Origin of the sequence: Dactylosporangium sp. NPDC000244 (assembly GCF_040300725.1) — a bacterium.
Taxonomy (GTDB): domain Bacteria; phylum Actinomycetota; class Actinomycetes; order Mycobacteriales; family Micromonosporaceae; genus Dactylosporangium.
The window spans coordinates 177,586-192,269 of sequence record NZ_JBEPEH010000017.1 but is presented as its reverse complement, the minus strand read 5'-3'; the positions used below and the strand labels follow the sequence as shown (position 1 = coordinate 192,269).

The 14,684-nt window shown below is 72.8% G+C and carries 11 protein-coding genes; 6 read left to right on the top strand and 5 right to left on the bottom strand.

From position 1 onward, the window contains the following. Positions 1–455 precede the first annotated feature (455 nt). The gene (locus tag ABT369_RS25150) at positions 456–1,247 is read left to right on the top strand and encodes a helix-turn-helix domain-containing protein (RefSeq protein WP_350615389.1); all 792 of its coding nucleotides are present in this window, start codon (positions 456–458) and stop codon (positions 1,245–1,247) included. Between the two features lie 485 nt (positions 1,248–1,732). On the opposite strand, the gene ABT369_RS25145 is transcribed toward ABT369_RS25150, so the two are convergent. After that, the gene (locus ABT369_RS25145) at positions 1,733–2,467 is read right to left on the bottom strand and encodes a TetR/AcrR family transcriptional regulator (RefSeq protein WP_350615387.1); all 735 of its coding nucleotides are present in this window, start codon (positions 2,465–2,467) and stop codon (positions 1,733–1,735) included. 331 nt (positions 2,468–2,798) lie between these two features. Here ABT369_RS25145 and ABT369_RS25140 point away from each other — a divergent pair, with 331 nt between their 5' ends. The 5 genes from ABT369_RS25140 (at position 2,799) to ABT369_RS25120 (ending at position 11,118) form a co-directional block, all read left to right on the top strand. Next, positions 2,799–4,088, top strand: coding sequence for a fibronectin type III domain-containing protein (locus ABT369_RS25140; RefSeq protein ID WP_350615386.1), 1,290 nt, complete (start codon positions 2,799–2,801; stop codon positions 4,086–4,088). 94 nt (positions 4,089–4,182) lie between these two features. Next, positions 4,183–6,762, top strand: coding sequence for a fibronectin type III domain-containing protein (locus ABT369_RS25135; protein WP_350615384.1), 2,580 nt, complete (start codon positions 4,183–4,185; stop codon positions 6,760–6,762). A 78-nt stretch (positions 6,763–6,840) separates the two neighbouring features. Further along, the gene (locus ABT369_RS25130; protein ID WP_350615474.1) at positions 6,841–7,767 is read left to right on the top strand and encodes an AAA family ATPase; all 927 of its coding nucleotides are present in this window, start codon (positions 6,841–6,843) and stop codon (positions 7,765–7,767) included. A gap of 4 nt (positions 7,768–7,771) precedes the next feature. Continuing rightward, entirely contained in the window at positions 7,772–8,881 is a 1,110-nt protein-coding gene (locus tag ABT369_RS25125) for a DUF58 domain-containing protein (RefSeq protein ID WP_350615383.1), read from the top strand. Continuing rightward, complete coding sequence (locus tag ABT369_RS25120) at positions 8,878–11,118, top strand: transglutaminase TgpA family protein (RefSeq protein ID WP_350615382.1); 2,241 nt, start codon at positions 8,878–8,880, stop codon at positions 11,116–11,118. Before ABT369_RS25125 ends, ABT369_RS25120 begins: the two co-directional genes overlap by 4 nt. A 725-nt stretch (positions 11,119–11,843) precedes the next feature. Here the strand turns inward: ABT369_RS25120 and pth2 are convergent. From pth2 to ABT369_RS25100, 4 genes are all read right to left on the bottom strand, one after another. Then, positions 11,844–12,194 carry a peptidyl-tRNA hydrolase Pth2 gene (gene pth2, locus ABT369_RS25115; RefSeq protein ID WP_350615380.1) on the bottom strand — a complete coding sequence of 117 codons (351 nt, stop codon included), beginning with the start codon at positions 12,192–12,194 and terminating at the stop codon, positions 11,844–11,846. Between the two features lie 245 nt (positions 12,195–12,439). Beyond that, entirely contained in the window at positions 12,440–13,249 is an 810-nt protein-coding gene (locus ABT369_RS25110; RefSeq protein WP_350615378.1) for a metal-dependent hydrolase, read from the bottom strand. Between the two features lie 43 nt (positions 13,250–13,292). Continuing rightward, the gene (locus ABT369_RS25105) at positions 13,293–13,946 is read right to left on the bottom strand and encodes an SDR family NAD(P)-dependent oxidoreductase (protein ID WP_350615376.1); all 654 of its coding nucleotides are present in this window, start codon (positions 13,944–13,946) and stop codon (positions 13,293–13,295) included. A 191-nt stretch (positions 13,947–14,137) separates the two neighbouring features. Next, positions 14,138–14,644 carry a DUF1707 domain-containing protein gene (locus ABT369_RS25100; RefSeq protein WP_350615374.1) on the bottom strand — a complete coding sequence of 169 codons (507 nt, stop codon included), beginning with the start codon at positions 14,642–14,644 and terminating at the stop codon, positions 14,138–14,140. Between the last annotated feature and the right edge of the window lie 40 nt (positions 14,645–14,684).

Genomic DNA, 14,684 nt, shown 5'->3' with positions numbered 1-14,684 from the left:
TGGCGAGCAGGGTGCGGACTGGCGAGCAGGGTGCGGACTGGCGAGCAGGGTGCGGACTGGCGAGCAGGGTGCGGACTGGCGAGCAGGGTGCGGACTGGCGAGCAGGGTGCGGACTGACAAACGCAGCCCGGCCAGGCGAGCGCGGTGCGGACCAGTGGACACGGCGCGTCCCGGCGAGGTGCGAGGCGATGCCGACCGGCGATCGAAGCACAGACCGCCGGCGAACACAGCACGGACCGGCGAAGGCGGTGCGGACCGGAGTGCGGCGGTGCGGGCCGGTGAGGGCGACGCGGCTCGCTGGGTTGTGCATCGCTGGGCTTACAACAGCCCAGGTCTGGGTTGCCGATTGGCGGTCCTTAGGTACAGTCGGGCTGGTCATGGTCAGTCTCGGCGGCCTTTTCAGTGACCCTGTCGGCGCGGCGCGCCTGAGCGACCTGCCCGTGGGGCGATTCCCTGTGCAAACCACTGACCACGTGGTCATCCTCGTCAGTGCGGGGCAGGGCACGCATGCGGTGGACTTCGTGACGTACGCGTGCCGGCCGGGAACCCTGCTGTGGGGCCGTCCGGGGCAGGTTCACCAGTTCGGCGGGCAGGCCGGCTTCGACGCCACGGTGCTCACGTTCGCGCCGTCGATCCTGCCCGAACTGCCACTGCCCGAGCTCGTCGCCGATCCGTTCGCGCCCGCCTGCTGGCAGCCCGCCGGCGAGGACGAGGACGCGATCGTGGCCGAGATCGCGCAGATCGGCGTGGACCAGGTTCGCTTCGGCGGGACCGCGTTCGGCTCGACCCTGCTCGCGCACTCGGTCGCGGTGCTGCTCATGCGGATTTCGTCCCTGACGCCGGTACCGCGCCGAAGCCCCGCCGACCTCCTCATCGGTCAGCTGCGTAAGGAGCTCGAGCGCGAGGTGCGCCACCGGCGCGTCGAGGACTACGCCGACCAGTTGCGCTGCTCGGTGCGGACCCTCACCCGGGCGAGCCTGGCGGTGACGGGCCGCAGCGCGAAGCAGCTCATCGACGAGCGCGTGGCGCTGGAGGCCAAGCGTGTCCTCGCCACGAGCGAGCTCCCGGTGTCCGACGTGGGGCGGCAGCTGGGGTTCGAGGAGCCGACGAACTTCGGCCGATTCTTCGCCCGCGAGACCGGCCAGTCCCCGGGAAACTTCCGCGCGGCGCTGCACCGCTCCCCCGCGCCTCGGGTGCCGCATCAGCGCTCCGCCCTGCCGGGCCGCCTGACCCCGCGCACCGCCTGAACTTCAGGGTGCGCGGGTGCCGTATCAGCGGCCCGTATGGCCTTGTGCACTGCCTGAGCTTCGAGTGGCACGGGTGCGATATCAACGCTCCGCATCGGCCGCCTGACCCTGCGTGCCGGATTGGACACCGAGGCACAGGGCCTTTGCGCAAGCCAGTGAAGGCGCGGCGTAACTGAATCGTCACGGCTTCCGGGGCATTCTCGCCGACAGGAATGGCGATGGAGTAATCGCATCGGGCGCATGAGGTAGTACCACGGGGCTCGGGAGAGTAATACAGGAAGAAAGCAATTCTGCCAGTCCGGGCCGCCGATTCAGTGCGGCAATTCGGATATAACCGGCTAAGAGCGAATTAATCCGGCGTCACGGGCGGATTCGACGGCGTCACGGACTGATTGGCGGCGTCACGGGCCGGTTCGGCAGTGTCACGGGCCGGTTCGGCAGTGTCACGGGCCGGTTCGGCAGTGTCACGGACTGATTTGGCAGTGTCACGGGCCGGTTCGGCACTCGGCCGGCTTGGCCGGGCCCGTGAGCGGGGAGTCGATTCCCAGCTCCAGCGCGGCCTCCTCGCGGCCCACGAAGGGCACCAGCGTGAAGTAGGTCAGCGTGGGCAGCAGGGCCGGGAGGTCCTGGACGCGGCCGGCGGCGACATAGCGGTACACCGTGGCGTAGATGCCGCCCACGATCGTCTCGACGAGCTCCTCCGGCATCGGCAGGTCAGCGGCCCTCGGCGCCTCGGCGAAGAAGCGGTCGAAGCGGCGCAGCATGCGGGCGCGTTCGATGCGGCCGTGCGGGCCGGCCGCGTCGATCTCCACGACCGCCATCGTCGCGAAGGCGGGCAGCTCGGCCAGGACCTGCAGCATGACGCGCAGGGCGGCGCGGGCGCCCTCGCGCCAGCCGGACTCGTCGCGGTAGGCGTCCTCCATGATCTTGAACAGCAGGTCGGTGCCGTGGCGGTAGGTCGCGATCAGGGCGTCGTCCTTGCCGGCGAACAGGGCGTAGAAGGCGGGACGGGTCACGCCCGCGGCGCGGCAGATGTCGCTCACCGTGGCGTTCGCGTAGCCCTTCTCGGCGACGGTGTGCACGAGGGCGTCGAAGAGACGTTCGCGCTGGTTGGCTGCGATGACCTCGGGCGGGACCCGGCTCGGGCCACGCTTGATCGCGCGGGCGGGGTCACGGCCCTCGCGAGCACCCGGCAGCTGGCCCAGCGAATCGGTCGCCATGCGACAAGTATCCGTCGATCGGCTCGGCGCGGCCCGGCGCCGGAGCGGGACGATGCGCGAACCGAACCGGAGCCTCGCACAACGGCCCGGAGCACGGGCCTGGGCCGATCGGGCGCCGCGACGTCACCCCGCAGCACAGGCCGCCGTGCCGAACAGACGGGTCACCGCCCACAGGACAGGCCGCCGTGCCGAACAGACGGGTCACCACCCACAGGACGGGCGGCCGTGCCGAGCGGACAGGGGCCGAGCGGATGACACTGTTCGGCGGCGATCTCGTTAGTCGGGTGACATCGGGTGGCGAGGTACCCGGCCGACAGGGCAGAGTATCGGCGTGTCCTCGTCCGCCCAGTTGGCCAACGCCCTGCAAGGCGCCCGAGCAATCGCCTCGCACGGGGACAAACGGGGCGCACTCGCGCTGCTCGACCAGGCCCTCGACGCCGCGACCACGGCGCTCGGCGGCGACGATCCCGACGTGCTCGCCGCCACCGCCCAGCTCGCGCGGTACCACGTCGAGGTCGGCGACCTGGGCGACGCGCGGCGGGTGCTCGAGGAGGGGCTGGCGGCCGGGTACCACGCGCTCGGCGACGCGCACGCGGTCATGCTCGCGCTCTCGTTCGAGCTGGCCCGCGTCGCCGACGAGCTCGGGAACGTGTTCGAGGCGAAGCGGCGGTACGGCCAGGTCGCCAAGCTCGGGCCCCAGATCCTCGGCGACGGGCACCCGAACGTCCGGGCGGCGCGGGAGTACCTCGGGCTGCCCGATCCCGAGGGCACGGTCCACGTGCCGCCCCCGCCGGTCGTGTTCGACCCGGTCACGGCCCCGACCGTCACGTTCGAACCGATCACGCCCCGGCCGCGGCCACCGGCGGACGACCGGCCGATCTTCCGGCCGGAGCCGCGGGAAGACGACTTCGACGAGCCGGACGAGGACGACTACCAACCGGCGCCGTGGCAACAGGCCGCACCGGGCGTGCTACAGCGCACCGACTACGGCCCCGCGCCCGAAGACCCGGACGAGGACGACTACCAACCGGCGCCGTGGCAACACGCCGCACCGGGCGTGCTACAGCGCACCGACTACCGCCCGGCGCCCGAGCACAGGCCCGCGCCCGAGCCGCGGTGGGAACAGCCATCGCCACCTCAGCCGAGGCCCGTTCAGCCCGAGCCGCGCCGGCGCCGCTCGCCGATGGTCACGATCGTCGTCATCGCCGTGATCGCGGTCCTCGGCGGCGCCGCCGCGGCCGCCGTGGCCTTCGTCAGCGCCGGTGGCAAGGACCCTGGGCCGGCCCCGACCGTCGCCGCCCCGCAGTCGGGCGGCCCGGCCTCGGACGAGCCCTCCGCCGCCGCGATCGGCAGCGGCCGCGCCCCGCGCGAGCTGCACCTGCGCGACGACAAGACGAGCGTGACGATGACCTGGCAGGACCCAACCAAGGGCACCGTCCCGTTCATCGTGGCGGGCGGCACCGAGGGCGCCATGCGCGAGCTGCAGGGGCTGCCGGCGGGCACCACGAAGTACACGATCAACGGCCTGAACCCGAAGCTCGACTACTGCTTCACCGTGGCCGCCGTCTATGGCACCCAGGACGTCCAGCTGTCGGACCTGGCGTGCACCAAGCGCAAATAGTGCAACAACCACGCTCCGTGACCGGGTACCCGCCACCCATCGACGGGAATATGATGGTCGCCGGTTTCGGGGAGGGGGCCGGGATGGTGAGGCAATGCGTCTGAACCTGGGCTCGGGGCGCAGCGGTGCGCTGATCACGGGCGGCACGATCACGGCCCTGGTCGCGGTGCTGGGCCTGACGCTGTGGGGCACGGGCTCGGCGAACCACGCCGTCGCGAGCTTCGACGTCAGCTCCTGGCTGTGGAGCGCGGACAAGGGCGAGATCGCCCGCGTGAACGGCGTCACCGGCAAGGTCGACACCCGCACGAGGATCACCGACGCGCAGGGACACGAGATGGAGGTCACCCAAAGTGACCGCTTCGTGATCCTGCGAGATTTCAATACGGGCAAGATCAGCGTGCTCGACCTCTCCAGCCTGAGCCTCGGGGCGACCACGCAGTCGACGCCGGGCATCGGCGTGACGGTCGCGGTGCACGACGACACCGCCTTCATCATCGACACGGTGCAGGGCCAGGTCCGCCAGCTCGACCCGATGACGCTGCTGCCGGTCGGCGAGACGCTGAGCTTCCCCCCGGGCATCTCCGGCGGCCTGTTCGACGACAAGGGCCGGCTGTGGCTGCTGGTGCCCTCCGAGGGCACGGTCGTCGCGATCGACGCCGCGAAGAGCAGGCCCGCCTCCCCCGCGGGCGGCCAGGGCGGCGGGTTCGCCGGCGACCCGGTGAAGGTCAAGACGGTCGGGGTGGCCGAGCCCAACCACGACATGGCGCTGTCCATCCTGGACACCGGCGTGGCCGTGCTCGACAAGACCGCCACGACGCTGACCACCCTGCACGGCGACACGGTGAAGAAGGTCCCGCTGCAGCTCGGCGGCGAGGGCGGGGTGGCGGAGCGGACGGTCGGCGGCGACGTGCCGGTGACGGTGGTCGACGGCAGCCACGTGTACGTCGTGAACAACGACAGGATCAGCGACTTCGCGGTGCCGGGCGACAGCCCCCGGCTCAAGCCGTGCGTGGCCTGGTCGGGCCGGTTCTACTGCGCCGACGACGCGACCGGGACCGTCTACGTGCTCGACGCGCAGGGCAAGGCGCTGGACCCGATCCGCATCCAGGCCGGCGGCAAGGCGCTGGAGCTGGAGGTCCGCGAGGACCGCCTGTTCATCAACGCGCCCGGCGGCTCGACCGCGCGGGTCGTGGACGGCAAGAACCACGTGACCACGGTCGACAAGTACGCCAACGACGTCCTCGGGGGCGAGGCGCCACCCGCGCCGCCGCCCCCGCCGCAGACCAAGCCGCCCGTCGGGCCGCCCGGCGCGCCGGCCCGGGTCAACGCCATCGCGGGCAACGCGACCGCTCGGGTGACCTGGTCGGCGGCCCCGCCCAACGGCGCCGCGGTCACGAAATACGTGGTCGAGGGCGACGGGCAGCCGCCGCACGAGGTCGGGGCGAGCCAGCGGGCGCTGGACGTCACGGGGCTGACGAACGGCCAGACGTACAAGTTCACGGTCTATGCGGTCAACGCCAAGGGCAACGGGCCGAAGAAGGCCGCGAACCCGGTGGTGCCGACCCGCGACGTCCCCGACCCGCCGGCGAGCGTGGCCGCGACGGCCAACCCGGACGGGACGGTCGCCGTGACGTGGCCGGCCGCGAACGGACAGGGCCACAAGATCGCGAAGTACGTCATCACGACCGTCGGCACCGGCGAGTCCAAGACGTTCGAGTCGGCCCAGCCGCAGTTCTCGGTGCCGGCCGGGGAGCTGACGTACGGCACCCAGGTCGCCTTCAAGGTGGCCTCGATCAACGACATCGGGGCGAGCTCGGAGCAGTCGCCGCTGAGCCCGTCCGTCGTGCCGTTCAACAAGCCGGGCGCGCCGACGGGGCTGACCGTGAAGGCCTCGACGACCAAGCGCGGCACGGTGGTCGCCACGTGGAAGGCGCCGGCCGACAACGGGTCGCCGCTCACGGGGTACGAGGCCACCGTCAACGGCACGAAGTCGACCATCGGCACCGCGCTGACCCACGAGTTCACCGGGTTCAAGGACGCCGAGGCGGTCACGATCCAGCTGCGGGCCGTGAACAAGGCGGGCCAGGGTGCGGCGGCGACCGGTTCGGGCAGCACGCTCGCCCAGCCGAAGATGACCGTGAACGACGGCGCGGACACCGCGGCGCTCAACTCGATCACCGTGCACTTCACCGCGACCGACGGCGGCTCGCCCGGCACCTGCGTGCTCGCCGTCGCCGGGGCCGGCAGCACGTCGGGCAACTGCTCGGGCTCGCTGACGCAGGGCGGGCTGTGGCCGAACACCGCCTACACCTACACCGTCACGATCACCAACGACGCCGGGATGACCGCGAGCGGCAGCGGGTCGATCAGCACGCCGGTCTACAAGGGCACCGTCATATGCAACGACCCGACCTACTGCGGGAAGACCGCGAGCGGCGGCGGCATCTGGGTCTACCGGACGCCGTCGCAGTCCGGCTCCGGCATCGGCGACACCTTCAACGGCGAGAGCTGGGTCGCGATCTGCCAGACCAACACCAGCGTGAGCATCAACGCCGAGCCGTACGGCGGCAAGAAGAGCACGCAGTGGATCAAGATCCAGTTCCAGGGGGAGAACTACATCCCCTACGCCTGGTTGAATCTGCCCAGCGGCACGGGGCCGCTCAAGCAATGCTGATGGAGCACCGTGATCACGGCTGAGCAGTCAACGCCCCAGGGTCCACCGAGCAGCGAGGAGGTCGGCGCCGCGGCCGAGCTGGTGGGCCGGCTCGCGCGCAACATCGAGTCGATCGTGCTCGGCAAGCCGCAGGTCGTGCGGCTGACGGTGACCGCACTGCTGGCGGAGGGGCACGTCCTGCTCGAGGACGTGCCCGGCGTCGGCAAGACCACCCTCGCGCGGGCGATCGCGGCCAGCGTGCAGGGCCAGTGGCGGCGCATCCAGTTCACGCCCGACCTGCTGCCCTCCGACGTCACCGGCGTGACGATCTTCAACCAGGCGACCCGCGGCTTCGAGTTCCACCCCGGGCCGGTCTTCGCGAACATCGTCATCGCCGACGAGATCAACCGGGCCTCGCCGAAGACGCAGTCGGCGCTGCTGGAGGTGATGGAGGAGCGGTACGTCACCGTCGACGGCGTCCGCCACGGCGTGCCCCGCCCGTTCCTCGTCGTCGCCACGCAGAACCCGATCGAGATGGACGGCACCTACCGGCTGCCGGAGGCGCAGCTGGACCGGTTCCTCATGAAGCTCTCCGTCGGGTATCCGGCCGAGGCCGTCGAGATCGAGGTGCTGCGCGGCGCCGTGAGCCGCTCCCCCGAGGCCCTCGACCCGGTCACCGACACCCCGGCCGTCGCCCAGCTCGTGCGGCTGGCCCGGCGCGCGCACATCGCCGACCCGCTGCTCGCCTACGCGGTGAAGCTCGGCAACGCGACCCGCGCCCACCCGCAGATCCGCATCGGGGTGAGCCCGCGCGGCATCATCGCGCTGACCCGGGCCGCGAGCGCGTACGCGCTGACCGACGGCCGCGGCTACGTGGTGCCGGAGGACCTCAAGGCGCTCGCCGAGCCGGTGTTCGCGCACCGGCTGGTGCTCTCCCCCGACGCCCAGGTGCGCGGCGTGTCGCCGGCCGACGTGGTGCACCAGGTGCTCGAGGCGGTGCCCGTGCCCTCTCCCGTCGCGGCCTGAGCCGGTGCGCCTCACCGCCCGCGGGGCCGGGCTGTGCGCGGCGGCCGTGGTCCTGCTCGCCGCCGGGCTCGTCTTCGGCTACCGCCACCTGGTCGTCCTGGGCACCGCGTGCGTCGCGTCGCTCGTGTTCGCGGCCGGCTACGTGTGGTGGCGCCCGCGGCTGACCGTCGCGCGCGGCGTGGAGCCGGACCGGGTGATGCGCGGCGAGTCGAGCACGGTGACGCTGACGGTCGGCAACACGAGCCGGCTGCGGGGCGCCACGCTGGTCGCGCACGATCGCTGCGGGACGGCGTCGGTACCGGTACCACTGCTGCGTCTGAAGGCCGGGGGCGAGACGACGGCGCAGTATCCCGTGCCCACCGACCGCCGCGGCGTGGTCGCCATCGGGCCGTTGCGCGTGGTGCGCCGCGACCCCCTCGGGCTGATGGCGCTGGCGCGCGGTTACGGGGGGACGGCGCAGGTCTGGGTGTACCCGCGCGTGCACCGCCTGACCGCGGTGCCGACGGGCATCACGCGCTCCCTCGACGGGCGCGACGACCGGGTGCCGCACGGCACGATCACGTTCGACACGCTGCGGGAGTACGTCGTCGGCGACGAGCTGCGGCGGGTGCACTGGCGGACCTCGGCCAAGGTCGGCGAGCTGATGGTGCGCGAGCAGCTGGACACGTCGCTGCCCCGGTTGGCGGTACTGCTCGATGACCGCCGCTCCTCGTACCCGGATCCCGAACGGTTCGAGGCCGCCTGCGAGGCCGCGGCCTCACTGGTCATGGCCGCCTTCCGCGACGAGCTCCCCATCGCCCTGCGGCTGCTGTCGGGCCGGGCCGCAGCCGGTTCCTCGGCGCGCGACTTCCTGGATGTGCTGGCCGAGGCGGACTTTTCGGAAATGTCCGACAAGTCCATCGAGGAGCTCCGCACCCAGCGCGTCGGCGACACCCTCGTCTACCTCACCGGCGACCCCGACCTGTCCCGGGTCAGCACCCTGCGCACCGCCTACCCGACGCTCGTGGCCGGCGTCTTCGGCGACGCCGGCCCGGCCCTGGAGCGGATCGTCGTCCTGGCCGTGCGCGACGGCGAGGAGTTCGCCGCGGCCTGGGACGGGGTGCAGCGCTGGTGAGACGCGTCGTCGTGCCGCTGGCGCTGCTGGGCATGCTCATCCTCAGCGGCCTCGCGCTGGCCCCCATCTACAACGGCACCCTGCTGCCGCTGCTCACCACGATCGCCGCGGCCGCCTCGGTGCTCATCAGCGTCGCGGTGCGCCGGCTGCCCGCCTACACGGCCGCGCCCGCCTCGGTGCTCGGCCTGGCCGTGATGGTGTTCGTGACCGTGCGCGTGTCAGCGCAGGCCGGCCAGATCCCGGGCGCCGTGCCGGACGTCGCCCGCGAGGCCCTGCGCAACAGCATCCCGCGCCTGCTCACCGCGCTGATCCCGATCGAGCCGCAGCCGGACACCGTGCTGCTGCCGGTGATCGCGACCTGGCTCGCGGGGCTCGCGGCGGCCGAGGCCGGCGTGCGGTACCGCCGCGTCCTGCTCTCCTACAGCGCGCCCACCGCGCTGTTCGGGGCCGCGCTCTACCTCGTCGGCCCGGACACGACCGCGGCACGCGCGACGACGTGGATCCCGATGGCGTACGCGGCCCTGGCGATCCTCGGGCTCATCGCGAGCGCGCGGCCGGACCTGGGCGCCGACACGCTCACCGGGGCCCAGCGCCGCACGCTCGGCCTGCGGGTGGGCGCCGGCGCGGCGGCCGGGCTCGCCGTCATCGTCCTGCTGTCGCAGCTGCTCGGCCCGACCGTCGCCCAGCAGGGCAACGACACCCCGGTCGACCCGCGCAACTACGTCACCCCGCCGCAGCTCGACGCGCTCGACGAGAACCCGCTCGTGCGCCTGTCGGGCTGGAACCTCAACAAGGACCAGCACCTCTTCGACGCCGTCGTCACGCCCGGGCCGGGCGCCGAGCAGGAGCCGATCATCCGCCTCGCGGTGCTCAACGACTACGACGGCATCACCTGGCGGATCGGCTCCGTCTACCGCAACGCCGGCCGGGTGCTGGGCCGCTCCGGCGGCGAGGGCCCCGAGGTCACGCAGACGATCACCATCGACGAGCTCGACGGCCGGCTCCTGCCCGGAATCGCCAGCCCGGAGCGGGTCGAGGGCGTGCGCGTGGCCTACGACGCCGAGACCGGCACCGTCGCGCTCGCCGACAGCCTGCGCAAGGGCCTGACGTACACGGTCACCTCCCGCCAGCGGCCCCGCCCCGACGACCAGGCGCTCCTCGTCGCCGAGGTGCCGGCACCGGAGGACGCGGCCCGGTTCCTGGCGCTGCCGGGCAAGGTGCCGGACTCGATCGCGCAGCTGGGCAGCCACCTCGGCGAGGGCGTCTCCAACCCGTACCAGCGCGCCTTCGCGATCCAGCAGTGGCTGGAGGAGCACTACAAGCTCGTCTCGGACGCGCCGAGCGGGCACGCGTACCCCAACGTCGAGCACTTCCTCTTCGGCAACAAGCAGCTCGGCGGGCAGAAGGGCACGTCTGAGCAGTTCACCGCCGCGTTCGCGGTGCTCGCGCGGCTGGCCGGGCTGCCGACGCGGGTGGCCGTGGGCTTCCAGACGCACCAGGGCCGCCACGACATCCGCGGGGCGGACGCGATCGCCTGGCCGGAGGTCGAGTTCAAGGGCTTCGGCTGGGTGGCGTTCGACCCGCTGCCGAAGTCCGACACGGTGCAGCGGCCGGTGGAGGACGACTTCAAGCCCAAGGCGCCGCCGTCCCAGCCGCCGCCCCCGTCCGTCCCGCCGCCGTCGGTCGACGGCAGCGCCCAGTCGTCGGCCTCCGCGCACTCCTCCGCCGCCCCCGTCGCCGCGGCCGGGGGCCACACGACGCTCCTCGCGGTGTCGGCCGCCGGGGCCACGCTGGTCCTCGTCATCGCCTATTTGGCAGCGGTACCGGTCGTGCTCGCCCGTCGCCGCCGGCGCCGCTTGCGCGAGGGGCCGCCCGCGGTGCGCATCGACGCCGCCTGGCACGAGGTGCTCATCGGCCTGCGCCAGGCGGGACGGCCGGCGCCGGCGCACCTGACCGCGGGCGAGATCGCGCGCTACGCCGCCAGCGCCGCCGAGCCCCGCGCCCACGCCCCGGGCCGCGCACTGCGCCCTGCCGTGCCGCCCGTGGACGAGCTGGCGACGCTGGTCAACGCCGTGGCCTTCGCGACTCCCGCGGCCGGGCCGGGCGAGCCCCAGGCCGCCCGGGCCACGGCGCAGGCCACGGCCTACGTCGACGATCTCCGCTCGCGCCGCCCGTGGTGGCGGCGGCTGCTGTGGACCTTCGACCCGCGCCCGCTGCGCTGGCACCGGCGCCGCTGACACTCACCGTCCGCACATTCGCGCACCACTCGCTCGTGGGGCTGCGCGTTCGCGCACGGCTCGTTCGTGGGCCGCACGTTCGCGCACCACTCGTTCACGGCCGCACCTTCGCGCACCACTCGCTCGTGGGCCGCACCTTCGCGCACCACTCGCTCACGGGCCACACCTTCGCGCACCACTCGCTCACGGGCCACACCTTCGCGCACCACTCGCTCACGGGCCGCACGTTCGCCGCACCGACCGCTCGCAGACTGCGCGTTCACGCGCAACCATCCACGGGGCTGCACAGTCGCACACCGACCACTTGCCGACCGTACATTCGCTCACCGAAAGCCAGCCGACTGCGCGTTCACGCGCGACCATCCGCGGGGCTGCACATTCACGCGCCCGACCACTCACAGATTGCACGTTCACTCACCGACAGCCAGCCGATTGCACATTCACACGCGACCGCTCACGAGGCTGCACATTCGCGCACCGACCGCACGCCGACTGCGCGTTCGCTCACCGGCAGCTCGCCGACCGCGCGTTCACACGCGACCGTTCGCGGGGCTGCGCGTTCGCGCACCGACAGCCCGCCGGCCGCGCGTTCACACGCGACCGTTCGCGGGGCTGCGCGTTCGCGCACCCACAGCCCGCCGACCGCGCGTTCACACGCGACCGTTCGCGGGGCTGCGCGTTCGCGCACCCACAGCCCGCCAGCCGCGCGTTCGCTCACCGGTCGTTCAGAGCAGCGAGAGCGAGCCCGTCACCGGCCGCAGGGCGTCGTGCGTCGCGGGCCCGATCGCGCAGCACGTCGCCGTCCCGGCCGCGACCTGCGTGCGCCCCGCGTCGTGCACGACCTCGACCGGCAGCCCCGCCTCCCCGGCCGCCGCGACCACGAGCCCCAGCGTGTCCTCGTCCGCGACCTTCAGCACGACCTTCGGCTGCCCCGCGCGCCACCAGTCGGCGAAGGCCGGCGTGGACTGGTTGCGCAGTGCGGCGATGACGGCGGCGTGCGCGGCCTGGGCGGCCATCTTCCCCTTGCCCATGCCGAGATCGGTGCGCATGACGATGACGAGCCGGGTTTCGCTCATCTCACAAGGCTATGTGCAACCGCTGCATGAGCACCGGCGCCACGAGCACCGGCGCCCGCGAACACGGCGACCGTCGCGAACACGGGCGCAGGAAGCAGGAAGCAGGAAGACGGTCTCGGTGACGAGCCGGGTGCTCACCTCACAAGGTTATGTGCAACCGCTCCATGAGGACCGGCGCCACGAGCGTCGCGAACACGGGCGCAGGAAGCAGGAAGACGGTCCCGGTGACGAGCCGGGTGCTCACCTCACAAGGTTATGTGCAACCGCTCCATGAGCACCGGCGCCACGAGCACCGCGCCCGCGAACACGGCGACCGTCGCGAACACGGTGCGCAGGAAGACGGTCTCGGTCTTGTCGCCGGCGGTCAGCGCGATCCGGTGCGGCAACCCGAAGCAGCGCCACATGCGCCGGCCGGTCGGAATCGGCCACAGGATCGGCGAGCCGTGCCGGGTGGCCATGTCGCCGAGCAGATGGACCAGGCCGCCGACGCCGACGGCCACGCCGAGCAGTGGATAGCCGCGGTCGCCGGGCAGCCGCTCGTAGACGATGAAGGCCGCGCCCGCGGCGGCGAGCGTCACGATGACCCAGCCCGCTCGCTCGGCCCACTTCTCGAACAGCCCGCGCAGGGCGAGCGCGAACGCGAGGAACAGCACGCCCATGACGGCCCACTTGCCGTATGCCTCGCAGAGGGCGAGCGTGCCGTACCCGACGCCGACGTTGAACACGATCGTGTGCGTGAGCGTGCGGTGGCCGTTGCGCCGCGGCGGGTCGTACTTCATGCGCGTGATCTTGTAGACCCCGAGCGAGAACTTCTCGATGCACTCGGCGAGGAACAGCGAGAACACGCCGAACGTGTGCGCGACCGTCGCCCCGCCCTGGCGGGTGGTGACGCGGCCGGAGAGGTCCAGGTCCGGCACCAGGGCACCGCCGGCGCAGATCGCGGTGCCGACGGCGAGCTGCAGCGGCGTCTGGTGGAAGTGCGCGAGCTGCTCCAGCGCCAGCGAACCCGTCAACCAGGCGGCCGCCCCGGACAACGCATGCGAGGAGCCCATCATGCGCAGTGACTATCCCAGGTGGACGGTCATTCGTACATAGGATCTACAGCCGCATCAATGTGCCCGCAACGTCGAGTGTCGTTGCCGTCATGCGCGCGGCGGCGTCCGAGGCCAGGTAGAGGGCCGCGTAGGCGGCTTCTTCCACGGTGGACCCGCGAGGTGTCCAAGAGACGACATTCGCGCGGACGCCGGACAGCGCGAACAGCCGCGCGTAGTGCTGGGTGAGCGCGGTCACACCGCCGCCGACCGCGTTCGTGGCCGGGTCGGTGCCCACGGGCGCCAGCGTGACGACCGAACCGGCGCCGGACTCGGCCATGGCGGGCACGAACGCCTGCAGCGCCAGGAAGGTGGCGGTCAGTCCACTGTCGACGGTGCGCTGCCAGCCGCCGGTGCCCTGCGGGCACGGCAGCACGAAGAGCAGCTCGGGGGCGCCGAGCTCGCCGAGGACACTGAGCCGTACGGCATCCATGGCCGCGGCGTCGGCGTGCTCCAGGCCCGTGGTGACGATGCCCACCGCCTCGGCGCCGTTCCAGCGCAGCTCGTCGACCAGGTCGGCCAGCGACGACTCGTCCGCGCCGACGACGGCGACCCGTGCGCCGCGCTCGGCCAGCAGCCGGCTGACGGCCGCGGCGACGCCGTCGGGCCCGCCCAGCACGACCGCGATCCGGCCCTTGAGCTCGAAGGATGATCCGAACACGACGCCCTCCCCGGGGTCGGGGGGCCGCCGCGTGGCGACAGCGGCCCCCGATGGTGTCAGCGGCCACCCGGCCGGGGCGGCGCGTCGGGGGGCCGCCGCATGGCGACAGCGACCCCTGAAGGTGTCAGCGGCCACCCGGCCAGGGCGGCCCGTCGGGGGCCACCGCATGGCGACAGCGGCCCCCGATGGTGTCAGCGGCTCCAGCCCTGCTGGCGGTCCGACGCGGCCCCCCACGGCCCACGCCCCCACTCCGCCCGGCCGTGCCCGTGCTGGCCCCACGGTCCCCGGCCGAAGCGCCGGCCGCCGTACGCCCGCCAGCGCGCATGCCTGGCCAGGCCGAACACCATGAAGAAGAGCGGGATCGCCGGCCAGAAGAAGTGCGCGCCCGACAGCGCCCACAGCCCGGTCAGCGCGGCCGCGACCACGGCGATGAAGCCCGCGTGGCCCCACACGTGCCGGCGGCCGTCCCGCGCGAACTGCTCCTTCGCCTCCGGCGTCTCGTACAGCCCGCGCCGCCCGCCCTCGGGCAGGTCGGCGGTGATCGGCGGCAGCTCGTCGCGGAACTTCGCGGCGTACACCCCCGCGAGCCGCTCCTCCCCCTCCTCGAGCGTGAGCCGGCCCTCGGTCATGCCGGCCCGCACCATGTTGGCGTACTGTTCGCGCTCCTCGTCCGAGGCGCGCACCCTCTCGCCGGCCATGTTCCCGGCCCCCTTCCGTTGATGGACTCCAGCGTGCCGA